Here is a 22,750-nt window from a genome sequence, read left to right as displayed (position 1 = left end):
CGTTAAAACTGGCGTGCTCGCGCGTCGTGCTTGAGCGGATTGTTAGGTGGTTGTTTTAATTCGCTATTTCCAGCATTTCATTGCCACCTTTCTGAAATTCATAGGCGACTTTCTTCAATTTCACTCGGAAATTTTCTTTTTCCAATCTTTTGATGATGGCTTCAAGGTGGCGTGATTTGACAGAACCAAGCTCAAGCACCGGAAATATTTTTACAATTTTAGCCACTCTACATAACTCTTTAATTGATTCAAAATGAAATTTTTCAGTTAATTGCTCACTGTACAGAAATAGGAAATGTGAACAGAGGGCAATATTGAATTTTTTGTCACGGAATGGCAATTGAGGCAGGGAGGCATTTATATACCTTTTTTCTTTTTTGCCTTTCTCATAATCTTTCATGAACTCATTCATTGCTGCCATTCGGATTTTGCCTAATTCCTCGACGGTGGCGATGTGGTTCCAGACAAATTCATTTTGATTTTCCCGGGTTTGCTCGAGAACTGTGTTGTATGTTTCGTCTATTCTTTTTTGAATTTGTTCAGGGGTACATGAGTAGAGTGGATCGACAGAGACAATTGAGCCGTTTTGTTTGTTTAAAATGCTGTTGAAACTGGCTGGGCCATCGCTACACCCTAAAATGGGTTTAGAAAGCTCAGAAGGGGATAATGAGAACATTGAAATGTATTCTTCATATGATCTTCCCCAGGGGACAACTTTGGATAATGTGAAGGACATGCTGTTATTTCTTTTTACCACCTAACGACCCAAGCTCAGCGACCCGGCGCACGGGACGCGTGGATTGCAAACCACGACGTCATGCCGGGTTCGCTGCAGCGCATGGTTATGCGGCACTTGGTTGTGTACTTCATGGGCCTCTACTTTTCTGCTTACGACCAAAGGCGGCTGGTCGCGGTTACATTTTCCTTTCGTGATTATGAGGCGAAACTTTCTATTCAAGGCTTTCGGATGGATCTTCCTTTACCTTTTTCAGCCACGATGAATTCCAGCCATCGAACACCTTCAGTCTTACTAGGGTTCCAATGGGAATGAGTGGTGCCGGCCGGAACGAGTAGGCTGTCACCGGGTTTTAGGGTAATGGGTTCCTTGCCCTCCTGCTGGAAAACTGGTGTCCCAGAAACTACATAGAAGGTGACCGCCGCCGGATGAAAATGGCGACGGTTGACACCACCTGGCTCGTACTTCACATCTATGACTGTGAAGTCCAGATTCGCTGTGCCGTCCACTCCGCGTACTATGAGATCCGTAGGTGTTACCCCAGATTTTTGTGGGATGTCTTTCGGATCTTGTGCGTGAGCTACAGACGCAGCTAGAGCCGCCCCGAATAAGATGAGTTTAGTTAGTCTGTTCATTTTCAATCTCCATTTCGATGAGTGCCGCATAACGCCAAGGATAACCTGGCCGCGCCGAGGACTGGCAGGAAGCAACGCGGAGCTTCACGCGGTCAGGTTAATTTTATTGTTGGGCTATGCCCCTTTCTACTTTATTTAGGAGGTCTTTTTCATGATTAAAACTGTTGGCGATCTGGTGAAGGAATTGGCAGTTTATAATCAAGAAATCGAGGTAACGGTGCTAACATATGCTCATAATGGGCAGAATGGTTTTGGTGTGGGATGCCTTGAGCCTTATAAAAAAGAAACTGGCAAGACTGGCTTGGCCATTATTGCCCTCGGAGAACCGTGCTGCCAGGTGCGCCATGCCCGTTCTGTGTTAGATGCCTTTTTCAATTCTTTCCACCCGACAGCACCCCTCGAAACCAATCAGGACGAGGGGTAGGGTTATCGTCGCTGAGTATGGAAGCAAGTAATTCTAAAGGCTTGATGTCATCCGGGAAGTCGTTATCTAGCTTCTGCGCCTCTTCTACCCAAGATTGCAGTTTTTCTATGATGATTTTCTTATCTATTACTTTTGCCTCATGGAGTGCATTAATGATGATTGCCTGCGACAGAATAGAGCCGCCGCTCAAGTGCAGTAATGTCTCGTTTGATACCATGACACCCTCCTCTTTTTGGGATGTATGTGTGTTTTGAAGCCCAACGTTGAGCTGAGTGGCGCGCCACCTGAAGTTGCCGCTTCAGCGCCGCCGAAGATCACCGCGTCCACTCAAGCGCCTGGTTCGGCGCTCTCTTTTATTTTGATAATCTTTGGGACATGTTACTTTTGGATGTGAAAATGTTCCAGAGGTGTCCGCAACACTATAAACAAGAAGACATTGTTCAAATTAAGGTAAATAAGCTCCGCCACACACAGGGGTGTACGTGCCTGTTACATGGGAACTGTTATCACTTGCTAAAAATGTAATTACATTAGCAACATCTTCGGGGACTGCAATCCTTTGAGTTGGTGTATGCATTCGAACCATCTCTTTAAAATCATCCGGTGCATGTTTTGTTGCGTCAGTAAGTACCAGTCCTGGGGCAACAATATTTGAAGTAATTCCATAAGGACCTAGTTCTTGAGCGAGGTATTTACTAAAACTATCAAGTGCTCCTTTTGCTGAACCGTGAGCAATAAAGCTTGGTACTGGACTTTCAGATAATGTACTGGAGATAAAAATCAAGCGACCAAATTGCTTTTCTTTCATCTTTTCGCCAGCATATTTTGCTGTCACATACGAGGCATGCATTTCGTCATTTAATTTTTGAGAAAATTCTTCCCATGTTTGCTCCATAAAAGGCTTAGCTGTAAAATTCATATTTGCGTTTGATACAAGTATATCGACCCCACCGCATTGGTTGTTTATTTTATCAAACATTGCTTTAACTTGATTGTCATCTCGAACATCTGCCTGCACAGGGAATGCTTCACCCCCATTTCTCTTAATGTCTTCGGCAAGGTCTGTTGCAACCTTAGTGCTGTTCACAAAGTTAATAAAAATTCGATGTCCAGCTTCAGCCAAAGATTTTGCCGTCGCTGCACCAATTCCTCTTGCACCACCAGTAATCAGGGCATTACGTTTTATCATGTCAACCTCCGGATTAGTAAAAATTGTTCTATGTTAATGCTTACAGCATATCGGGGCAAAAAATATCACCTATTTTTGCAGTTTCTTTAGATTCTTTATAGTTTTTGATAAGAGAGACCTAAAGACCAGCATCTCATCCTCAGTCATACCTCGTTGTGCTTCTTCAAGAATTCTCCTAGCTATAACCGCACAATGTTCTGCCGTCTCAAGAACCTTCTGTGTCGGCGTAACGATATTCTGCCTGTTATCCTTCAGGTTCTTGGCTCGTTCAACCCAGCCTCGTTTTTCAAGTCCATTTACCAGGCGACTCACACTTGATTTTTCAAGGCATAGCTGTTCTCCGAGGTGCATCTGAGTCATGGCCCCACCATTAAGCAGCACGATTATGGCTCCCCACTGCTCGGATGTCATGTCGATTCCAGCTTCCTGGAACCGCTTAGCGAGTAGATTGCCAAGCAATCTATTTGTCAAGCCACTTAAATACCCTAAAGAATGATTGTGATTATATGTAAACTTCATACGATAGTTGTATACACAACCATCTGCGCAAAGTCAAATAATTTTGCTACAGGTTAGACTTCTTCTTATTTCTCAGGAAAATTCGATTAATGTGCTGTTAAAGTTAGGGAATGAAGGGGCAAGAGAAAGAAGTTTTCTTGCAACACAATAGTGGAATTGAGCATTTAAAAAAATATAGTTGGTTATTTTGAGCCGCCATGCTTCTTAACTTTGAATTTCTTGAATCAGTCTATCGAACATCTTTACTTTTCCCCAATAATTTTCATGTTCATGGGTACTATCTTCACCGCCGAACTATATTATTATCTAGCGCGAGATTTTGTGACCCTCTTGCCTGCCTAACAACTTTCCTTGCAATAAAATGTAGCCTATTTTATCATTATCTCGCACCGACGCTAGATAACGATAAATGTTTATCATTATCTAGCGCTAGATAATCTCGCTGGAGAATTATCCATGACCTCGCTGCATGATTTCGAAGCGTATCTTACGGATAGGCGGCTTGTCCAGAAAAAACAGCTCCCCTATTTTCTCCGCTGGGTTGCCAACTATCTTTCTTTTTGTGAAAAATCCGCTTCCGTGCCGAGCAACGAAGGCCAGGTGCAGGATTTTCTCCAGTTTATGGGTAAAAACAAGGAAGAGTGGCAGGTCAAGCAGGCGCGGGAGGCGATCCGGCTTTTCCTCTTCCATCTCTCCCGGACAGGCCCGGAGGCAAACGGCGCAACGGCTTCGTCTTCCGCCGCATCTTGGCAAGAGGCGGCCACGCTGATGCGCGAGGCTCTGCGTCTGCGGCACCGTTCGCTGCGGACTGAAAAATCATACCTGCAATGGCTGCGGGTATTTCGAGGGTTTTTGGCGGGGAAACCTCCCCTCGAAATCGACTCTTCGGACGTCAAGCGCTTCCTCAGTTATCTCGCTGTTGAAAAGACGGTCTCCTCTTCGACTCAAAACCAAGCTTTCAGCGCTCTGCTCTTTTTATTCCGGCATGTCCTCGACCGAGATCTTACCGATATCAGTGAAACCGTGCGGGCCGGTTCCAAGCGTCGTCTGCCGGTGGTTTTAAGCCGCCGGGAAATCCAGCGTATCTTCGCGCACCTGCAAGGCGTTTACTTGCTGATGGCCAAGCTGATCTACGGATGCGGCTTGCGGATTCAGGAATGCGCCGATCTGCGCACAAAGGATCTCGACTTTGAGCGGGGCACCCTGACGGTCCGTTCCGGTAAGGGAGATAAGGATCGGGTCACTGTTCTGCCCGAGTCTTTAAAGAATGACCTGTTGCGCCACTTGGACGAAGCTCGTCTCATTTTTGATCAGGACTTCCGCGACGGCAAGGGCGAAGGGGTGGCTCTGCCCGATGCCTTGGCGCGGAAATATCCCAATGCAGGCAGGGAATGGGCATGGTTCTGGGTTTTTCCTGCTCCGACTTTGTCCGACGATCCTCGGTCCGGCAAACATCGGCGGCACCACATCCACATCTCCAACCTGCAACGCTCTTTTAAGGGGGCGGCCCGCCAGGCCGGGGTAGAACGAAACGCCTCGGTACATTCGCTTCGTCACAGTTTCGCCACCCATCTTCTCGAAAAGGGCTACGATATCCGAACGATCCAGAATCTGCTCGGCCACAGCAATCTGCAAACCACTATGATATACACCCATGTGGCGGGCAAAAACCTGCTTGGCGTCACCAGTCCTCTGGATGGGTAGCGGGGGAGATACCAGGGAATTCTGGAAGGCAACATTTTGCCGAGGTGAGTTTTAAACTGCGGAGCGTAACCTGCTGTTCTTGCGGAATTGCCGTACGCAAGCGGCAGCCAGGTAGATCAACCCCGCAATCACGATGATGGTCGGGCCGCTGGGCAGATCGAAGTTGTAGCTGATCGCCAACCCCGAGCCGATGAAACCGATGCAAAACAGGGTGGCCAGCACCATCATCTGCCAGAGCCCCTTGGCAAAGTTGCTCGCCACTGCCGCAGGCAGGGTCAGCAGGGCAATGACCATCACAATCCCCACCACCCGGACCAGCAGCACCACGGTCAAGGCAGTCAGGCAGAGGAGCAGCAGGTAGTACAGGTCGGTGCGCACCCCGCGCAGCCTGGCATACTCCTCGTCGAAACAGACGGCCAGAAATTTATGGTAAAACAGGGTGGCGGTTCCCACCACCAGCGCGTCCAGCACCAGCACCATCCAGAGATCAAATTTCGAGATCAACAGAATATTGCCGAACAGATAGCTCATCGGCTCGATGTAGCCCGGGGTTTTGGCGATGAACAGCAAGCCGATGGCCATGCCGATGGCCCAGAGGGCGCCGATGGCCGTGTCTTCCCGCTGGTTGGCGTGCAGGCTCACCAAACCGATGATGATCGCCGCCAGAAGCGCCGCAGCGATGGCGCCGGACAGGGGCCCGAACCAGGTGATCCCCAGCTTATGCTGGCAGTAGAGCCCGGCCCCGATGCCGCCGAGCACGCAATGGGCAATGGCCCCGGCGATGTAGGTGATGCGGCGGGCCACCACATAGGTGCCGATGATGCCGAAGGAGAGGCTGGCCAGGATGCCGGCGGCCAAGGCGTAGCGCAAAAAGGGGATGGCCGGGTCGGCCAGGGCCTCAAGAAATTCCATGGGTGCAGTGGCCCTCCGGGGAGCAGCGGTGATCGTGGCGGATCATGCGAATGTCGCCGCCGTACATGTTGCGGATCAGTTCGCCGGTCAGCTCGCTGGTGGGGTGGAGCACGACCTGGCGGTTGACGCAGACGATGCTCTTGAAGAACTTCGAGGCAAAGCCGACATCGTGGGTGACCAGCATGACGGTGAGCCGTTCGTTGAGCGTGGTGAGCAGTTTAAAGAGCTGCTCCTCCGAGGCGGCGTCGATGTTGGCCGTGGGTTCGTCCAGGATCAGCAGCTCGCCTTCGGCGGCCAGGGCCCGGGCAATGAGAACCCGCTGCCTTTGCCCTCCGGAGATTTCGGCAAACAGGCGGTCGGCCAGATCCGCCAGCCCCATTTCCGCCAGGGCTGCCAGGGCGGCCTCATGGTCGGCCTTGGCGTAGGCGCCGCAGAAGATCCGGTCCAAGCGGCCCATGAGCACGACATCGAGCACGGTCACTGGAAACTGCGGGTCGTAGCGCGCGTACTGCGGCACATAGCCGATGCGCAAGCGGCTTTTTTCCGGGGGAAGCCCCAGCACCTCAATCTCGCCCCGGTTCGGTTTGAGCAACCCGAGGATGAGCTTGAGCAGGGTGGTCTTGCCGCCGCCATTGGGACCCACGATGCAGAGGGAATCGCGGGCCATTATATCCAAGGTGACATTTTCCAGGATGGGCGTTCCGTTGTAGGCGAAATCAAGATCCCGGATGCGGACGGCTGTTTCCTGCGTGCTGGTGGCACTCATGGCTGTTCCTTCACTGCTGCAGCGATTGGGCGATGGCTTCGGCGCTGGCGGCGAGACTGCGCAGCACCTCCCGGTCCAGGGGGTCGATGGGGATCACGGTTCCGTTGATGGCCCGGGCCACGGTCTCGGCGCTCTTGCGGTCGAATTGCGGCTGAACAAAGATGGTGCGCACCCGCTCTTCCTTGGCTTGGCGGATAAGGGCGGTAAGCTGCCTCGGGGTGGGTGATTTGCCGCTGATCTCCACACTTTTTTGTTGTAAGCCATAGGCTGCGGCAAAATAGCCGAAGGCCGGATGGAAGACGTAAAAGGTTTTGCCCCGGTGCGGAGCCAGGAGACTGGTCAACCGTGTGTCCAGAGCGCTGATCTCATGCTGGAGCGAGGCGAGATTTTTTTGTACAACTTCTCTGCGCTCCGGCATGGCGTCAATCAGGGCGCTAGCCATATTGTCGGCCATGATCCGCAGGTTGTTTGCGGACAGCCAGAGGTGGGGGTCTGCTTCGTTGCCGGAGTGGGCTTCCCTGGCATGTGTTTGGTGATGGTCCGTTTCCGTGGGGGGTAAACGGACGATGCCCCGGGTGGAGTCCACGATGCGCAGATTGCGATTGTTGGCCGTGACCTTGGCCGCAAGCTGCCTCTCAAAGGGGATATCAACCGTGAAAAACAGGCGGGCTCCGGCCAGGGCCGCTGCCTGGCGCGGGGTTGGCTCGAAGGTGTGCGGGTCTTGCCCCTTGCCCACCAGGGTATGCACCTCAATCGCCTCGCCGCCGATTCTTTGGGCAAGATATGCCTGGGGCGGCACAGTGACAAAGATCGCCATCTTCGTCGTTCCTCCTGCTGCCGAAGCGAAACTGGCAGTCCCGCAGGTGAGGGCCAGAAACAGAAGCGCGGCGGGAAAGAGTCTGGAAAGGTTCAATGCCGGCATGGGTTGTCGTTGCTCCCGCAGACAAGATGGACGGCCTTGCACTCCTCGCATTTCTGCAGGGAATGGGTGTTGAGGAATTTGGCCCAGTGGGAGCGTTGCTCGGAAGTGAGAATGCCGGTGCCTTGGCAGAGCGGACAGCCGTTTTCCAGGGCGTTCAGGATGGCGTTTCTGATGAATTCGGATTTGTTGGGCACCGTGTGCAGGGCTTTGGCCAGTGCTTCATCGGCTTTGAAGGTGATGGTTTCCTGTTTTTTATTGCGCATGGTGTTCCCCTGGCTGCATTCCGGTGTGGTCTGATCGTAATACAAAGTATTACCTGTGTAAATGGGGAATGTGTCTTGGCGCGCACCCGGCAGAGCCGGGGAAGGCGATCGAAAAGGAGGGTTGCTTCTTCATCTTCTTATGGTATACATAACTCATATGGTTTTTTCATCGTAGCGTTGTGACATACACATATGTTTGCCGTCAGGTGAAAGGGGTTTTACATGTTTGGACTTGGAATGCCGGAGCTCATCGTTATTCTGGTGATAATCGTCATCATCTTTGGTGCGGGCAAGCTGCCTGAAATCGGCGCGGGAATCGGCCAGGGCATCAAAAATTTTAAAAAAGCCACCCGCGATGCGGACAAGCAGGAAAAAATCGAGGAAAAAGATAAGGAAGGGGGCTCCGGCCCCGCCTGACCTGATACAGCACGCCTGATTGGCGCGAATTTGCAAAAGGAGAATGGATATGTTTGGCTTGGGTACTCCGGAATTGGTTGTTATCTTGGGCATCGCCTTTTTGGTTTTTGGCGGCAAAAAGCTGCCGGAACTCGGCTCCGGCCTCGGCAAGGCTATTTCTTCCTTCAAAAAGGGTCTGCATGAGGTGGAAGAATCCGTGCCGGGCGTGAAAGAGGTTGCTTCCCTTAAGGAAGAAGTCGGCAAGGTCAAGGAGCTGGCCAGCCCATTTTCCAAATAAGCGGGTAACCAGTGTTGGACCCACAAGGCAGGCGGATACTCGGTATCTGTCTGCCTTTTTTTATGCGCAAGATCCTGCTTGTATTCCGGAACGTTCTGTATATACAATGATGCGTTGCCGGCAGAGATGGCACCCTGCCGAGGCGCTTCGTCTTTTTCCGATCCTTGCCATGCAAGAAAAATAGTTTGGAGGTGGCATGACTGTGTTGCATCGCATTTTTTCGCGTTGGGGGATAATTCCGGTGTATCGGGCTGCGGGTGTTGTTTTTCTGGTGGGTTGCATGGGTATTGCGCTTTTCGCCGCCCCCTCCCGCGCCTCGGGAAACCCTGATCTCGTCAAAACCATTCCCGGCCAAAAAACAGACATTATCAATGGGGTGGCTTGTTCCGCCGACGGAAAAAAAATTGCCGCAGCCGGGGATAATGGAACCGTCACGGTATGGGACAGTACTTCCGGCAAGCTTCTGCTCACCTTGGGCAAGGATCTGCAAAGCGCCGATGCCGTGGCCTTTTCCCCGGATGGGCTGTTGCTCGCCGCCGCGGTGGCGGCGGGAGGGCGTCGTGGCAATGCCGTGCAGGTGTGGGATCTGGCAAACGGGCAACTCGTGCAGGACATGCGGGAACATACTCAATTGATCACGGATCTGGCTTTTTCGCCGGACGGCAACCGCATCGCCTCGGTGGGCAACGACAACACCCTCCGGATCTGGAACGTCAAATATGGAACCCTGGAAACGACCCAGAAGGAAACCAAGAATAACCTCCTGGCCCTTGCCTATTCGCCGGACGGCAAAAATATTGTCGCCACCGAAAACTGGGACGGCAAGATTCAGATGTGGGATGCCGTTAATGTGCGCTTGATCCGCACAATTCCGGGGCATGGTGATTGGGTGCTCTGTGTGGCCTATTCACCCGACGGCAAGGAGTTTGTCACCGGCAGCCGCGATGGCTCGGTATATGTTTGGGATGCCGAATCCGGCGCGCGTCTGCGGGTTTTGCGAGACCCGGAGCTCGATCCGGTGAACAGCGTGGCCTATTCCCCGGATGGCCGGTACGTCATGGGTGCCACCCAAAGCAGGCATATTTTGTCCTGGCGGAAAAGCGGGGGCGCGCTGTTCAATTTTTATGAAGGGCATGACCTTTCCGTGACCTCACTGGCTGTTTCCCCTGCCGGAAAACATCTTGTTTCCGGGGGGTTGGATGGCGCAATCCGGGTCTGGACCCCCCCCGGTCAAGGCGGCCCGGATTCCCTCCTTGCCCAGGCCATGAAGTTTGAGGCAGGCACGGATCCCATGGAGCAAGATTTTGGCCAGGCCGCGAAGCTCTATCAGCAGGCGGCGGAAAGCGGCCAGTTGGAGGCCATGTTCCGGCTTGGCGCCATGTACAATCAAGGGAAAGGGGTGGCCAGGAATTTCGATGAGGCCAGGAAATGGTGGTCCCTTGCCGCGGGAAAAGGGCATTCCGCAGCCCGGGCGCAGTTGCAGGCGGAACAGAAGGTTGCCGTGGCTGTGACGCCGCCGCCCCAGGCAAAGAGCGAAGAGGTGCGCACCCAGACAGAGCCCAAACCCTTGGAGCCTGAAGAGAAAAAAACCAAGATTGCGGCAAAGGAACCGGCAAAACCGGAGCCGGTGGTCAAGGTTGCGCCGCCTGCGCCGGTGGCCAAGGATAAAAACGGTCTGTACGAGGAAGGCTTGCGCTTTTTTAAGGGAGAAGGGGTGCCCCGGGATTATGCCCAGGCCCACAAGCTTTTTGTCGAGGCTGCGGCGATGGGACATGCCAAGGCGCAGTACCGTCTTGGCTTCATGTACAGCCTGGGCAGGGGCGTGAAGAAGAGTGACCAGGAAGCGGTCAACTGGTGGCAAAAGGCTGCCAAGCAGAATGATGCCGAGGCCCAGTACTATCTGGGCTACATGTACGAGGTCGGGGGCGGGGTGAAGCAGGATATGGAGGAGGCGAAAAAATGGTATCAGAAGGCGGCGGCCAACGGCAATGTCAATGCGGCGCAAAGCTTAAAGATGATGCCCTGATGTAATTGTGTTGCGGGAGAATAAAAAAAGGCGGGGAAACCCCGCCTTTTTTTATGTCTGGAACCGAAAGCAGAAGCTCCGGCTCATGCCTTCTTATTCCGCCTGGGGAAGCTGGGGGAAACGCATGCTGATCGCGAGATTCCAGGTCTTGAGCTTGTCCTTGGTCTTTTCAAAAAGTTCGGCCACATCCCCGTCGATGATCACCGTGGTGATGGTGTCGCCCTGTTTGATGCTGTTGATCACTTCCTGATCCTTGTCGCTGGCGACTTCGCCGAAAACCGTGTGTTTGCCGTCCAGCCAGGGGCAGGGAACATGGGTGATGAAAAACTGGCTACCGTTGGTGCCAGGTCCGGCATTGGCCATGGAGAGGATGCCCGGCTTGGTGTGGCCGAGGCTTGCGTCGAATTCGTCCTCAAAGTCATAACCCGGGCCGCTGGTGCCGGTGCCCTTGGGGCAGCCGCCCTGCACCATGAAATCCGGGATTACCCGGTGGAATTTGAGGCCGTTGTAAAAGCCGCGCCGGGCAAGATTGGCGAAATTCGCCACGGTTACGGGGGTTTTATCGGCGAACAGCCGGAGGGTGATGGTGCCTTTGCTCGTGGTCATTGTGGCGGTCAAGTCGCTCATGGTGGTCCTCGTGATTTGGTAGAGTTATCTAAGATATTACTTCTGCAATTCTGTAACTATTGCGTCGCCCATGGCAGCGGTGCCAATAGCCTTGCTCTTGTCTACGGCAATGTCCGGGGTGTGCACGCCCTTGTCCAGCACCGCGGCAACCGCCTTTTCGATGGCGTCCGCCGCTGCGCCCTGATCCAGGCTGAAACGCAGCATCATCGCGGCGGAGAGGATCTGGGCGATGGGGTTGGCGATGCCTTTGCCGGCAATGTCCGGGGCGGAGCCGCCCGCGGGCTCGTAGAGGCCGAAGCCTTTTTCGTTGAGGCTCGCTGAGGCGAGTAACCCCATGGAGCCGGTGATCATGGCGCATTCGTCGGAGATGATGTCGCCGAACATGTTGCCGCAGAGCATGACGTCGAACTGGTGGGGATTTTTGACCAGTTGCATGGTGGCGTTGTCCACATAGATGTGGTTCAGGGTTACATCCGGGTATTCCTTGGCGATCTCGATGACCACCTCCCGCCAGAGCACCATGGTGGTCAGCACATTGGCCTTGTCCACCGAGGTGACGAGCTTGCGGCGCAGCCGGGCGGCGTCAAAGGCGCGGCGGGCGATGCGTTCGATCTCCCAGCGGTGGTAGACCATGGTGTCGTAGGCCTTTTCGTTGGGGCCGGAACCTTCCCTGCCCTTGGGCTGGCCGAAGTAGATGTCGCCGGTGAGTTCGCGCACGCAGAGGATGTCAAAGCCGTCCCCCACGATATCGGCGCGCAAGGGGCTGGCCGCGGCCAGGGATTTGAAGATCCGGGCCGGGCGGAAGTTGCAGAAGAGCTCGAAATGTTTCCGCAGCGGCAGCAGGGCGGCGCGTTCCGGCTGCTGGGCCGGGGGCAGGGATTCCCATTTGGGGCCGCCCACCGAGCCGAAGAGGATGGCGTCGCTGGCCTCGCACACGGCAAGGGTCGAGGCGGGCAGGGCCTCGCCGTGGTTATCAATGGCGCAGCCGCCCACATCCGCGTGTTCATAAGCAAGGCTGAAGCCGAATTTTTGCTGGACCGCGTCCAGCACCTTGATCGCTTCCTGCATGACTTCCGGGCCGATGCCGTCGCCGGCCAATACTGCTATCTTTTTCATCTGGCATATCCTTGGGTTGTATTAGGAGCCGTTTTGGTCGCCGGGAGGACGACCGTGTTCTCTTCCAACGGCTTGGGTTCTCAGGCACTCCCCTTGCGAGGGAATGTACGGGGCAACACCATACCTGATCAGGGTAAAGATGCGCAAGATCAATGTGGTTGTTCCCGTGAAACCCTTTCTAGCAGGATCAGCCAAAGGGGTAGGCGACATACACCCGGTTGGCGATCAATTGAGCCGGGTAGTGCGGCAGATTGCTCTTGGCCGGTCCGGCCAGCACCCTGCCCTCCAGGTCAAAGATGCCGCCGTGCCCGCTGGCGCAGGCAAGTATCCCCTGCTCGGGCAGTAAAATTTCGTAGCCGGCGTGGGTGCATTGCGAGGAAAAGGCGGCGACGCGTGTCTCCGAGACCCTGGTGACGAGGAGCGGTTTTTCCTGCAGGGTAATCTCTATCTTCAGGCCGCTGCCGATGGTTTTGAGTGCCTGATAGCGGTTTTCCCCCAGATCAAGAACAAGTTTGCCCTGTTCGATGACAAGATCGGTGAGTCGACGTTCCTCTTCTTTTTCCCGGGTGCAGGCGCAGGCCAGGGCGGTGAAGGAGGAGAGCATGACCAGCAGTCTTGCGGAGCCGGAGAGAAATTTCCGGCGATTCAGCAGATCATCAGGGGGCATATTTCCCATGCGTTTCGCTCGGGTTTTCAGGCGCGCCTTTCGGGTAGTGCAAGGCGCGCGGCAACTCATGGCCTGATCGGCAGATGGGTCAGCCGTCCGCTGGCCGGATCCTTGTAGCGGATCTCCCCGCTAATCGCGCCATCTGGCACGGGACGCAACAGGCGCAGGCTCAGGAGGTAGCTTCCCGGGCTGACCTTGGTCAGCAGCCATTTCACCTCGCCCTTATTGGCATCGTACTGATGGAAAGCGGGCGAGGCAGTTTCGATTGCCGTGCCGGGTGGCAGGTTCTGGATGACAATCAGGGTGCTGGGGGCTGGGCCGGCAACGGTGATCCGTAACTGGATGTCCTGCCCACCGCTGCTCAAGTATTGGCCGCTTACCAGAGCCTCGCCCGCCCGCAGGGGCATCGGCATGGCCAACAACAGGAACAATGCCAGGAAGAGCAAGCCAGGCGGGCGGGAATGGTGTTTTGTAGCCGTCATGTGTGTTCCTCCTGGTGGATGATCATTGGAGAATATCATAGCCGCGCGTCTCCTGGTTCCATCTGTAGCCTTTGGCGGTCCAGATCTCCTCGATCAGTTTTTTGCCGAACTGCAACCCTTCAATTCCTCCGTATATCTCATACACGGAAAGCAGCTCCTCGTCGTCTATCCGGCCATCGCTGTTGCTGTCCGCCCAATGAAAGGGGCTCGCCTGCAGGGAGTCGGTTCCGGAAATGGGGATGCTGGGATTGTCGTCCGAGCGGACCGTGACGCCGCCGCTGAATTGATGGGCGGTTTCCATCTCGGTTTCCGGCTGGAGCTTGGCGAGATAGCTGTACACCGCCTGCTCGCCGCTGATCTTGTCAATCCACTTGAGAACCGGTGGGTCGCTTGCCTGGGAGACAAACCGCGGTTTGCCCTGAGCCGGGATGCAGTCTGGGGGCAGGGTTTCCTTGAGAATCAGGGAAAACGGCCTGGTGGCGCTGGTTGTCACCTCAATGACAACCGGAAAGGGAATGCCCGGGGTTGCGTGTTCCGGCACGATTCTGTAGGCCGCCACCTGGCTCTCGCCTTCGCTTGGCCCATACCACCGCAAGATGGCGAGAATCGCAAGGGCAAGCAGGATAAAACCAGCGAGCCGGACAGGGACGGGGAAAGAGGCGAAACGGGCTTTAAACGATGCGGCTTGCGGCGCTGCCGGGGCAAGGGCTGGAGGGGGCTCGGGTTCGGGGGGCTGGGGCACGGGCTCGTCTTGCTTGGGCGGTTCGGAACTTTGGAGGGATGAAGGTTCTGTTGGAGATGCGGGTTGACCGTGGTCAACAATGTCAGCCACCTGGGTTTCCAGGGCTTCTGCCAGTTTGAGGGCGTTTTCTTTTTTGATGTTGGGGTAGCGGCGGTTTTCCCAGCGGGAAATCGTATCGGTGGTGACCCCGACCACCGTGGCGACATAGAGCTGGGTTAACCCTTTTTCTTCCCGGAGCCGCCGGATTCTGGCGCCGTCGATGTTGACCATGGGGACGCCGCCGGCCAAGGGCTTTGTTGAATCCATACCAGGTGTCCTACAGGTTGAGTTTCGGAGGTGACGAATGAAGCGGCATACTACCAAATCCTCAAGGGAAGCAAAAGCCCCTTGTGGCTTGAGCGGAAATATACCGCAACCCCGGGCCGGGGAGTTATCGCTGGTTTTTTTTCAGCCGGTCAAGCTCCGAACGCACCCTGACCAGCTCCTCGTTTGAAGCGCGCAACCGCTGGGCAATGACCTCGGTGAACAGGCGGTACATGACGGAGACAAAAAGCGCCTGCTCCAAGGGCTCGGCAGCCTCGCTCATGAAGGAGGCGTCGATGGCCAGGCAAACCGTGGGGCCGATGGCCTGCACCGAGGCGGAGCGGGCCTTGCCGTCGACGGCGGCCAGTTCGCCGAAGGCGCCGCCGATCTCTTCTATCCTGGCGATCTCCTTGCCGTGTTTTTCCACCCGCACCGCCCCGGAAAAAAGGATGTAGACCCAGTTGTCGTACGCCCCTTCCGGGGTGATGATTTCGCCGTCTTCAAAGGTCCGGATCTTGCTGAGGCGCAGAATATGCTTGATGTATTTTTCGCTCAGCGAGCCGAGGAAGGGAAGCCGGTGCAACTTGTCCACCAAAAAGCCGCGGCCTTCCAGATAGGGGGATTCCTGCATGGGGATGTCTCCGGTATGTTGGTCCATGGTGCAGGTGAAGGCAAAACCTGCTTGCCCCACAGTGTCTACTTTATATCATAATGGAATTGGATTATAAACAGAAGGGATCCCGGCTCAATTCATTTCCCGGGAAGAGGAGAAAAAATCTTGGCGCACGAAACAACAGGCAACTTCCTGCCGGCCTCCCGGGCGGAGATGGCTGCACGAGGCTGGAAGCAGGTTGATGTGGTCCTGGTCACCGGGGATGCCTATGTGGATCATCCCTCATTCGGGGTGGCCCTGATCGGCCGCCTGCTCGAGGCCAACGGCTACCGGGTGGCCATTCTCTCCCAGCCCCGTCACCATCTCCCCGATGATTTCCGGCAATTCGGCGCGCCACGCCTTTTTTTCGGCATAACCGCGGGCAACCTGGACTCGGTCGTGGCCAATTACAGCGGCAACGCCAAGGTCCGGGACCGCGATGACTATTCCCCGGGCGGCAACCCCTATTTCGGCGATCAGGCGGAAAAAAAGCTGCGCCGGCGGCCGGACCGGGCCACCATTCTGTACAGCAATCTTGCAAAGGCCGCTTTTCCGGATGTGCCGGTTGTTCTGGGGGGGATCGAGGCGTCCCTGCGCAGGTTCGTGCATTACGATTATCAGCAGCAGCGGTTGCGGGGCTCGGTTTTGACCGACGCCAAGGCGGATCTCCTGATCTATGGCATGGGAGAGCGAGCGGTGCTGGAGGTGGCGGCCCGGCTTGCCAAGGGCCTTGATCTGGCCGGTATTCCCGGCACCTGCGAACGGTTGAGCCACAAGGAAATGGCGGCCCGCCGGATTTCCGCGCCTCTGGTTCTGCCTTCCTGGGCGGAAATTCAGGCGAAGCTGCCCCTTTTCCTTGAGGCGGAGCTGATTGTGGACCGTCAGGCCAGGGCATATAATGATGCGCCTCTGCTGCAGTACCAGCAGGCCGCCTGGGTGGTGCAGCACCAGCCTGCCCAGCCGCTGGATACGGCGGCACTGGATGGGCTGTACAGCCTGCCTTTCAGCCGCATCCCACATCCTGCCTGCGGCGATGTCCCGGCCTGGCGGATGATCCGGGACTCGATCACCATTGTCCGCGGGTGTTGCGGCAATTGCTCATTCTGCGCTATCTCCCGGCACCAGGGGCCAAAGGTCATCAGCCGGAGCAAGGAATCCGTGGTGCAGGAGGCGCAACGGCTTGCCGGGCGGAAGGATTTTTCCGGCACCATCAGCGATCTGGGCGGCCCCACCGCCAACCTGTACGGCACGGGCTGCAGCAGTCCGCAGCCATGCACCCGTCATGATTGTCTGTATCCCAAGGTGTGCAAATTCATGAAGATAGACGAGCAGGCGCTGCTTGGCCTGCTGGAGGCGGTGGAAGGATGCGGCGGGGTCAAGCATCTCTTTGTCTCCTCCGGGTTGCGGATGGAGCTGTTGAGCAGGACGCCGCGGTTGTTGCGCAAACTCCTGCTGCACCATACTCCGGGGGCGATGAAGATTGCGCCGGAACACACCGAGGACAAGGTGCTGCGGCTCATGCACAAGCCCGGTTCCGCGGTGCTGGAGGAATTCCTCGCCCTGTGCCGGGAAATCGGCAAAAAAGCGGGGAAGAGTTTCCATTTCACCCCCTACCTGATTGCCTCGCATCCTGGCTGCACCCTTGCCGACATGGAGAGGATGGCGGTGCGTCTTGCCGCGCTCGGTCTCGCTCCCCGGCAGTTTCAGGATTTCACCCCCACGCCGGGAACGATCTCCACGGCCATGTATGTCACGGGCTTGGATTGCGAGAAAATGGCGCCACTTCCCGTGGCCAAGAAGGACAGCGAACGGCGCGCCCAGCGCCAGGCCTTGGGGTTCCAGGGTGATGATCTTGCGAGCTCGCCAGGAAAAAGCCGGCAACCTCCGGGCCCGGGCCACATGCGGCCCGGGGCAGCGCGCGGTCGGTCAGAGAAGCCGGGAGAGCAGCGGCAGGGTAATAAAGGAAAGAATGATGCCAAGGCCGATCAGGGCCGCGGTAAGCTTCGGAGAAAGACCGGCCATGATGGCTAGAGCGCCTGCGGAAACCATGGGCGGCATCCCTGCCTCGAATACGGCCACCCGGGCGGCAAGGGTGTCAAGCCCCAGGATGCGGCAGAAGAGCAGGGCGATCAGCGGCGCAACCACGAGCTTGATACTCAGTCCTGCCCCCAGGGGTTTGAGCGTTTCCGGGCTGAGGCGCAGGGTGAGTTGAAAGCCGACCGCGACCATGACCACCGGGACGAGGGTCCCGGACAGGGCGTTGAGCAAGGCCAGCAGTGGCGGGGGGAAGGTCAGGGAGCGGCTGGCAAGGGCCACAATCAGGGCGATGAATGGCGGAAAGCTCGCGACCCGGGTAAGCACCGAGGCAGGGGTCGGTTTACTCCCGCTGCCATAGAGGGCCAGCACCACGGCCCCATAGGTGGCCAAGGCCAGGAACGAGCCAAGCTGGTCATAGAGGAGAGCGTAGGGGATTCCCTCGTCTCCGAAAAAAGCCCGAACCATGGGAATGCCGAAAAAGGAGGTGTTGCCCAGGGGAATCAGAAGCAGAAGGACGCCGACGCTCTCTTTTTCCCAGCGGAGAAACTTGCCCAGGGCAATGATCATCAGGGCGGAAGCGGCGAGCATACCCCAGGGCATGATGACCGGTACAAGGATGTCCCCGGAAAAAGCAAGCTGCGGGACCTTGAGCAGGATAAGGGCCGGAAGGGAAAGGGTAATGGCAAACAGGTTGAGCACCTGCGCGGTTTCCTTGGGGAAACTGGGAAGACGGCGCAATCCCATGCCCATGAGCAAAAAGGAAACCGTGAGAATGAAATTTTCCATGACTGGGTTGCGAGGCTCTCGGAAAAAACAGGGGAAGCAACCTCCCCGGGAAAGGATATTTTTTTGCGCGGAGGCCAAGATTTCTTGACAACAACTTGTGGCCGCTCGATACTTAATCTTACAACCGCACTATATTTTGGAAATTGACCGGTGTCAATTTCGTTCTGGGATGCCGCTTCGGCATTTCAGCAGAGAAGGGGGATGTATGGAAAATGTGAATCCGAACCTGATAACCTGTATAGTTCAGCGCGGCGAGGCAGACCGGGTGGTGAAGGCGGCCATGCAAGCCGGCGCGGAAGGGGCGACCCTCTATTATGGCCGCGGGACCGGCATCCGCGAAAAACTCGGCTTTGCCGGGATGTTCATCAAGCCGGAAAAGGAAATCATTCTGATCATCACCAAGAATGAACAGACCGACGCGGTATTTGACGCAGTGGTCAAGGCGGCCGGCCTTGAGAAAAAAGGGCAGGGTTTCGCATTCCTCCATAAACTTGACCGCGCCATCGGCTTTGTGGACAAATGAGTTCCCGGCTGGCTGGATCAACGCATATGGTGTGTGCATAGATGGGCCGATATTTCTTTATTTCCGGCTGCGTGGTTGCGGTTCTCCATCTCGCCGAGCTCACCTCTTCCGAGGCGCTTGCCCAGTTGGTCGCCCTCCTTGCCGCCCATCAAACAGTGTTTCTCGCTTCCGGCCTGCTCGGGGCTCTCGCCCTGGTCTGCGCGTCGCTGCTTTTCGGCGGAATTGGTTTTTTTAATATCCTCTATATAATGGCCAAGGTGGTGAATGGACTGGCGCAGCTTCTTCTTTGCGCCATGAGCCTGGCCTCGCTGCTCTTCTGGTTTGATAATCCCGGGGTGAATCTCTGGCTGGAGGCCGGAGGCACCCTCTCTGTTGTCCTGTACGCCTGGCTGTACGGCGCGGCCTTCAGTCTGCGCATTTTCGACTTCAACTATCCGATCAAAGATGTCCTGCTTTCCTATAGTGTTCTGCCCTTTGCATGCATGGCGGTGTTCTGGCTCGGTGGATTTGTTCTGTAACCAGAGCCTCTTGCAAAAAAAGAGGGAAATCCCCTTCGACAGGCTCAGGGAGAACGGTATATTTCTGAAATCATTATAGTTTCTTTCGTTCATGCTGAGCCCGTCGAAGCATAACAAAGCATTTTGCAAGAGTTTCACCAGACTTCAAAAAAAACGCCGTTGGTCACGGGACCAGCGGCGTAAGTGGCTACAGGGAAATGGGGTTCTTTGTCTGGGATCAATCGTCGAAATCACCGGCCGGACCTTTGTCGGTACCGAGGCTTGCTGCCCGGTGGGCGATCTTTTCTCCGGTCCATTGGGCCGGATCCTCAATGCGGCCGACCTTGGGCCCCATGTCGTATGAGTTTTTCTCCATAATGGCCTTGATTCCCAGAGGCGCGCTGTCCTGGGCGTTGAAGACGTTGACCAGCAGATTGTAGACAAACTCCTCCACCCGCCGCACCATCCGTTCCCGGACCGCTTTGGGCTGGCCCATGAGCTTCGGCTCAAAGGGCAGGTTCAGGCTCTTGTAGTTGCCCTTTTTCCAGCCGTTTGCCTCGGCGTAACCAACCATCTCCCGCCACATGTTCTCGGTGACTCCGGCATCCTTCACCTTGATGAAGTTGCCGTCCGCGTCCAGGATGGCATTGCCGTAATCGTTCACCTGCAAGCCCCAGGAAACCATCTGCAGGGCCGTGGCCACATTGGCCTTGGTGGTGGAGGTTTTGGCGGCGATTTCCCGCAGCCTTTCTGAGCTGTTGCCCGAGGTGCCGTGCTGGGCGCCGGAGACATGATACGGCGCGAGGCCGGCATGGACTTCGGCGGTGAGCCCCACCTGGATGCCTTGGCCGCTTTCCTCGATGCCGTGGGTGGTGCCGTTGTTCAAGGCGATCCAGTCGGGGAAGATGTTGTGGGCGTTGAGCCCCTGGATGAGGAAGAGCGCCTCCGCCGGGGTGGAAAGGCCTTGGTCGCCCTTGATTTCGCCGATTTCGGTTTCAAGCCCTGCCCAATCCGGCACCAACTGGGCCAGGGCCAGGTTGGTTAAAAGGTTCTTGTCGTCCGGCAGATGCGAGGCGTCGATGGCAATGGAGGTGATGCCCGCCTCGAAGATGGTGGGGATCTCCACCTTGGCGAAATCAAGGTCCGTTTCCTTCTTGATTCCGTAATGGTCGGCATGGATGGCCACCGGCACGGTGATACCCAGCTCGTTCATGGCCTGGTCCACTTGCATGGCCATGTTCCAGTAATTCACCGGGCAGTAGGCGTTGGCCCCGCCCTCGGAACGCGCGATTTCGATGATGATCGCGGCGTTGGCCCGTTGCGCGGCAAGCAGGGCCCCGCGGATGATGAAGTTGTTGCGGCCGTTGGCCGCGATGGTCATGGCTTTACCCTTGGTTCGCAAGGCCCGGTCGATGACCTTGCCGCTGACGATCAGCGCCTGGGAGTGAGGGAAGAGCTTGACAATATTGGGCGGCCGGCCGACGGCGAGAGCCTTTGCAAAATCTGCCTGGGAGACAGACATAAGGAAACCTCCTTGCTGTGCTGGTAGTCTTTTTGGATTATGTCCGAGGGTATTGGCGTATTATAGTGGATACAAGGAAAGCGTCATCAAAAAAATCAAGGGGAGAATGCGGGAAGGAAAATGGAGCAATTGCTCTTTTCGGGACAGCGAATAGCAGGCCCGGGCGAACACAGCCAGAGCCGCAAATCACAGCAGGGTTTTCAGCCGTTCGATGGTGGCCTGGGTGATGGGCTTGGGGATAACGGTTTCCACCGACGGCCTGCCTGAAACCTCAAGCAGTTTGCCCGGGTCGTCGAAGCTGGTGATGACGACGACCTTTGGCTCTTTTTTGAGAAAGCCCTTCTGGAAGGCGTCCTCAATGATGGTGAGAAAGGTTTCGCCATCCACCACCGGCATGACGAGATCGAGGAGAACGATATCCGGCTGGTATTTGAGGTAGCGAAATATTGCTTCGGTGCCGTTTGCCGCCTCAATGAGCTGGCACCCCGGCATATGTTGGAGCAGGTGATTCTTGAGAATGGTTCTGGCGGTTATTTCATCATCGACGATGAGTATCTTCATGCAACCCCCCCGAGGGATACAGGCTTTGTGGTCCGGAAGCGGGAATCGGTCAATTTTGCGTATTGTTATTATAATACATATCGGCAGGTTTGGGAATGAACAGCATTTTCTTTATTGCCGTAACAGGGTGGTGGTCAGTTCCGGAAACCAGGCGCTGATGAAGTCTGCCGCATGCCAGTTTTCCCTGAGCCGTGTTTTGGGGATAACCGGAATATTCAACCCGGTTCCGGCCAGCGCTGCCGTGATTTTTGCCAGGGGGGTGCCGCTGAAGAGGACAAAGCGAATATCCTGCCGCTGCTCCGTAATGAGGAGTTTGGTGGCCAATTGTATTCCATCCATAACCGCCATTTCATAATCGCAGAGGATGTTGGGTATTCCCTGTGCGACCACAAGGTCGTATGCCTCCTGTCCGTTTTCCGCTTCATGGATGTTTTTGGGCGCAACTCCGGCCCCCTCCAGGCGCAACCGCGCAATCATGCGGATAAATTCAGCATTGTCGACAATCAGGATGCTTGAATAATCTGGATGCATGCATGCCTTCGGGGATTCTTTTTCGCGGCGGGAAACGGGATCCCCGTGGTTGAAAATCAAGGGGTGGCTGTTCAGCGCTATTGGTTATTCCACGTCATGGTGAGTCGATGTGTTACGATTTCGCGCAGCAAGTCATGGGCGGCGACCACCCTGTGCCAGGCCGGCTCAATCCCGGTCTTGTTTCCCTGGTGGATGCAGTCTTCCAGCTCTTTGCTCACCGTGGCGAGCTTTTTTGCGGTAAAGATTGCGGCCGAGCCCCTGAGGCTGTGGCAGCAGGCCAGTATCCCCGCCCGGTCACCCGAGGCCATAGCCTTGTCAAGACGCTGGAGCTCCGTGTTGGTGTCGGCAAAGAAGGCCTTGGCTATCCGGCAGAGGAGAGTTTCGTCACCGTAGGTGGCGAGCAGGGCCTCGAAATCCAGGTCGAGAAGCGTTGAGGGGGGCGTGACGGCAGGCGCAGGCTTTCGTCGGGTGCCGCCCGCAGGGGCAAGGTGCGTTTCAATGGCCGCGAAAAGCTGGTCCGGGTCGAAGTCCTTCTCCGCATACCCGTCGAACCCTGCGGCTAAAAACCGTTTCCGTTCGGTCGCGCTGTCGGCCGTGAGGGCGATAACCGGAATGGCCCGGCAAGCCGGTTTTTCTTTGAGCCGGCGCGTGGTTTCAAGCCCGTCAATGCCGGGCAAGCCGATATCCATCAAAATGATCTGGAAATCGCAATCCGCGGCAAGGATCTCCAGCGCGGCTTCGCCGCTGGTGGCGGTAACTGCCTGCCAGCCGCGCTCGGCAAGGATGGCGGTGAGGATCTCCAGATTGAAATCCACATCCTCGACCACCATGATTCTGACGTTTTTTTGGGTATCATTTTCCGCAAGCGGGGAAACCATCTCTCCCTCCGTAGCCTTTATTTTTACCCCCCCGTG

Annotated in this window: 28 protein-coding genes; 8 read left to right on the top strand and 20 right to left on the bottom strand. The window is 56.0% G+C overall.

All coding sequences use genetic code 11. The annotated features are described in order from the left end of the window. Positions 1-55: 55 nt before the first annotated feature. Positions 56-736: a hypothetical protein gene (locus MWR57_RS06470; RefSeq protein ID WP_423123985.1), complete on the bottom strand. Its 681-nt coding sequence runs from the start codon at positions 734-736 to the stop codon at positions 56-58. 218 nt (positions 737-954) lie between these two features. Next, positions 955-1,371, bottom strand: coding sequence for a cupin domain-containing protein (locus MWR57_RS06465; protein ID WP_100120406.1), 417 nt, complete (start codon positions 1,369-1,371; stop codon positions 955-957). Between the two features lie 151 nt (positions 1,372-1,522). Here MWR57_RS06465 and MWR57_RS06460 point away from each other — a divergent pair, with 151 nt between their 5' ends. Further along, complete coding sequence (locus MWR57_RS06460; RefSeq protein WP_423123984.1) at positions 1,523-1,795, top strand: hypothetical protein; 273 nt, start codon at positions 1,523-1,525, stop codon at positions 1,793-1,795. On the opposite strand, the gene MWR57_RS06455 is transcribed toward MWR57_RS06460, so the two are convergent. From MWR57_RS06455 to MWR57_RS06445, 3 genes are all read right to left on the bottom strand, one after another. Next, positions 1,743-2,012, bottom strand: a complete 270-nt coding sequence (locus MWR57_RS06455; RefSeq protein ID WP_423123983.1) for a hypothetical protein — start codon at positions 2,010-2,012, stop codon at positions 1,743-1,745. The genes MWR57_RS06460 and MWR57_RS06455 overlap by 53 nt on opposite strands. A 228-nt stretch (positions 2,013-2,240) precedes the next feature. Then, on the bottom strand, positions 2,241-2,984 hold the full coding sequence (locus MWR57_RS06450) for an SDR family oxidoreductase (RefSeq protein WP_423123982.1): 744 nt from the start codon (positions 2,982-2,984) through the stop codon (positions 2,241-2,243). 69 nt (positions 2,985-3,053) lie between these two features. Continuing rightward, positions 3,054-3,395 (bottom strand): MarR family winged helix-turn-helix transcriptional regulator, encoded by a 342-nt coding sequence (locus MWR57_RS06445; protein ID WP_423123981.1) that lies wholly within the window; start codon positions 3,393-3,395, stop codon positions 3,054-3,056. Between the two features lie 564 nt (positions 3,396-3,959). Between MWR57_RS06445 and MWR57_RS06440 the strand changes: the two genes are divergently transcribed. Next, the gene (locus tag MWR57_RS06440; RefSeq protein WP_479723949.1) at positions 3,960-5,207 is read left to right on the top strand and encodes an integron integrase; all 1,248 of its coding nucleotides are present in this window, start codon (positions 3,960-3,962) and stop codon (positions 5,205-5,207) included. 51 nt (positions 5,208-5,258) lie between these two features. Here MWR57_RS06440 and MWR57_RS06435 read toward each other — a convergent pair whose 3' ends face one another. From MWR57_RS06435 to MWR57_RS06420, 4 genes are read right to left on the bottom strand one after another with little or no spacing between them, the layout of a single operon-like run. Beyond that, on the bottom strand, positions 5,259-6,119 hold the full coding sequence (locus tag MWR57_RS06435; RefSeq protein WP_423123980.1) for a metal ABC transporter permease: 861 nt from the start codon (positions 6,117-6,119) through the stop codon (positions 5,259-5,261). Further along, positions 6,106-6,885, bottom strand: coding sequence for a metal ABC transporter ATP-binding protein (locus MWR57_RS06430; RefSeq protein ID WP_423123979.1), 780 nt, complete (start codon positions 6,883-6,885; stop codon positions 6,106-6,108). Before MWR57_RS06430 ends, MWR57_RS06435 begins: the two co-directional genes overlap by 14 nt. A gap of 10 nt (positions 6,886-6,895) precedes the next feature. Beyond that, on the bottom strand, positions 6,896-7,807 hold the full coding sequence (locus MWR57_RS06425) for a metal ABC transporter solute-binding protein, Zn/Mn family (RefSeq protein ID WP_423123978.1): 912 nt from the start codon (positions 7,805-7,807) through the stop codon (positions 6,896-6,898). After that, on the bottom strand, positions 7,795-8,070 hold the full coding sequence (locus MWR57_RS06420) for a hypothetical protein (protein WP_423123977.1): 276 nt from the start codon (positions 8,068-8,070) through the stop codon (positions 7,795-7,797). Before MWR57_RS06420 ends, MWR57_RS06425 begins: the two co-directional genes overlap by 13 nt. 222 nt (positions 8,071-8,292) lie before the next feature. Here MWR57_RS06420 and tatA point away from each other — a divergent pair, with 222 nt between their 5' ends. From tatA to MWR57_RS06405, 3 genes are all read left to right on the top strand, one after another. After that, the gene (tatA, locus tag MWR57_RS06415; protein ID WP_423123976.1) at positions 8,293-8,487 is read left to right on the top strand and encodes a twin-arginine translocase TatA/TatE family subunit; all 195 of its coding nucleotides are present in this window, start codon (positions 8,293-8,295) and stop codon (positions 8,485-8,487) included. Between the two features lie 49 nt (positions 8,488-8,536). Continuing rightward, positions 8,537-8,764 (top strand): Sec-independent protein translocase subunit TatA/TatB, encoded by a 228-nt coding sequence (locus tag MWR57_RS06410; protein ID WP_423123975.1) that lies wholly within the window; start codon positions 8,537-8,539, stop codon positions 8,762-8,764. Positions 8,765-9,044: 280 nt separating this feature from the next. After that, on the top strand, positions 9,045-10,790 hold the full coding sequence (locus MWR57_RS06405) for an eIF2A-related protein (protein ID WP_423123974.1): 1,746 nt from the start codon (positions 9,045-9,047) through the stop codon (positions 10,788-10,790). A gap of 93 nt (positions 10,791-10,883) precedes the next feature. Here the strand turns inward: MWR57_RS06405 and MWR57_RS06400 are convergent, their stop codons facing one another. The 6 genes from MWR57_RS06400 to MWR57_RS06375 all read right to left on the bottom strand — a co-directional run bounded on the left by MWR57_RS06400 (position 10,884) and on the right by MWR57_RS06375 (position 15,358). Continuing rightward, positions 10,884-11,417 (bottom strand): peptidylprolyl isomerase, encoded by a 534-nt coding sequence (locus MWR57_RS06400; RefSeq protein WP_423123973.1) that lies wholly within the window; start codon positions 11,415-11,417, stop codon positions 10,884-10,886. 36 nt (positions 11,418-11,453) lie between these two features. Beyond that, positions 11,454-12,533, bottom strand: coding sequence for a 3-isopropylmalate dehydrogenase (gene leuB / locus MWR57_RS06395; protein ID WP_423123972.1), 1,080 nt, complete (start codon positions 12,531-12,533; stop codon positions 11,454-11,456). 187 nt (positions 12,534-12,720) lie between these two features. After that, positions 12,721-13,209, bottom strand: coding sequence for a QcrA and Rieske domain-containing protein (locus tag MWR57_RS06390; RefSeq protein ID WP_423123971.1), 489 nt, complete (start codon positions 13,207-13,209; stop codon positions 12,721-12,723). Positions 13,210-13,265: 56 nt separating this feature from the next. Then, positions 13,266-13,682 (bottom strand): hypothetical protein, encoded by a 417-nt coding sequence (locus tag MWR57_RS06385; RefSeq protein WP_423123970.1) that lies wholly within the window; start codon positions 13,680-13,682, stop codon positions 13,266-13,268. Between the two features lie 22 nt (positions 13,683-13,704). After that, the gene (locus MWR57_RS06380; protein WP_423123969.1) at positions 13,705-14,730 is read right to left on the bottom strand and encodes a helix-turn-helix transcriptional regulator; all 1,026 of its coding nucleotides are present in this window, start codon (positions 14,728-14,730) and stop codon (positions 13,705-13,707) included. Between the two features lie 124 nt (positions 14,731-14,854). Beyond that, the gene (locus MWR57_RS06375) at positions 14,855-15,358 is read right to left on the bottom strand and encodes a Crp/Fnr family transcriptional regulator (protein WP_423123968.1); all 504 of its coding nucleotides are present in this window, start codon (positions 15,356-15,358) and stop codon (positions 14,855-14,857) included. Positions 15,359-15,505: 147 nt separating this feature from the next. Between MWR57_RS06375 and MWR57_RS06370 the strand changes: the two genes are divergently transcribed. Next, a complete protein-coding gene (locus MWR57_RS06370; RefSeq protein ID WP_423123967.1) occupies positions 15,506-17,410 on the top strand; it encodes a YgiQ family radical SAM protein in 1,905 nt (634 codons plus the stop codon). Here MWR57_RS06370 and MWR57_RS06365 read toward each other — a convergent pair. Beyond that, positions 17,306-18,202 carry an AEC family transporter gene (locus MWR57_RS06365; RefSeq protein WP_423123966.1) on the bottom strand — a complete coding sequence of 299 codons (897 nt, stop codon included), beginning with the start codon at positions 18,200-18,202 and terminating at the stop codon, positions 17,306-17,308. The genes MWR57_RS06370 and MWR57_RS06365 overlap by 105 nt on opposite strands. Positions 18,203-18,407: 205 nt before the next feature. Between MWR57_RS06365 and MWR57_RS06360 the strand changes: the two genes are divergently transcribed. Next, the gene (locus MWR57_RS06360) at positions 18,408-18,725 is read left to right on the top strand and encodes a P-II family nitrogen regulator (protein WP_423123965.1); all 318 of its coding nucleotides are present in this window, start codon (positions 18,408-18,410) and stop codon (positions 18,723-18,725) included. Between the two features lie 41 nt (positions 18,726-18,766). Continuing rightward, a complete protein-coding gene (locus MWR57_RS06355; protein ID WP_423123964.1) occupies positions 18,767-19,243 on the top strand; it encodes a hypothetical protein in 477 nt (158 codons plus the stop codon). Positions 19,244-19,460: 217 nt separating this feature from the next. Here MWR57_RS06355 and MWR57_RS06350 read toward each other — a convergent pair whose 3' ends face one another. From MWR57_RS06350 to MWR57_RS06335, 4 genes are all read right to left on the bottom strand, one after another. After that, entirely contained in the window at positions 19,461-20,744 is a 1,284-nt protein-coding gene (locus MWR57_RS06350) for a class II fructose-bisphosphate aldolase (RefSeq protein WP_423123963.1), read from the bottom strand. A 186-nt stretch (positions 20,745-20,930) separates the two neighbouring features. Then, entirely contained in the window at positions 20,931-21,305 is a 375-nt protein-coding gene (locus MWR57_RS06345) for a response regulator (protein WP_423123962.1), read from the bottom strand. A 111-nt stretch (positions 21,306-21,416) separates the two neighbouring features. After that, entirely contained in the window at positions 21,417-21,836 is a 420-nt protein-coding gene (locus tag MWR57_RS06340; RefSeq protein ID WP_423123961.1) for a response regulator, read from the bottom strand. Between the two features lie 77 nt (positions 21,837-21,913). Further along, positions 21,914-22,714, bottom strand: coding sequence for a response regulator (locus tag MWR57_RS06335; protein WP_423123960.1), 801 nt, complete (start codon positions 22,712-22,714; stop codon positions 21,914-21,916). Positions 22,715-22,750 lie beyond the last annotated feature (36 nt).

The sequence above is a fragment of the Hydrosulfovibrio ferrireducens genome (assembly GCF_046883345.1).
GTDB lineage: Bacteria > Desulfobacterota > Desulfobulbia > Desulfobulbales > Desulfurivibrionaceae > Thiovibrio > Thiovibrio ferrireducens.
The sequence above is the reverse complement of the archived record's forward strand: the minus strand, read 5'-3'. Positions and strand labels throughout refer to the sequence as shown.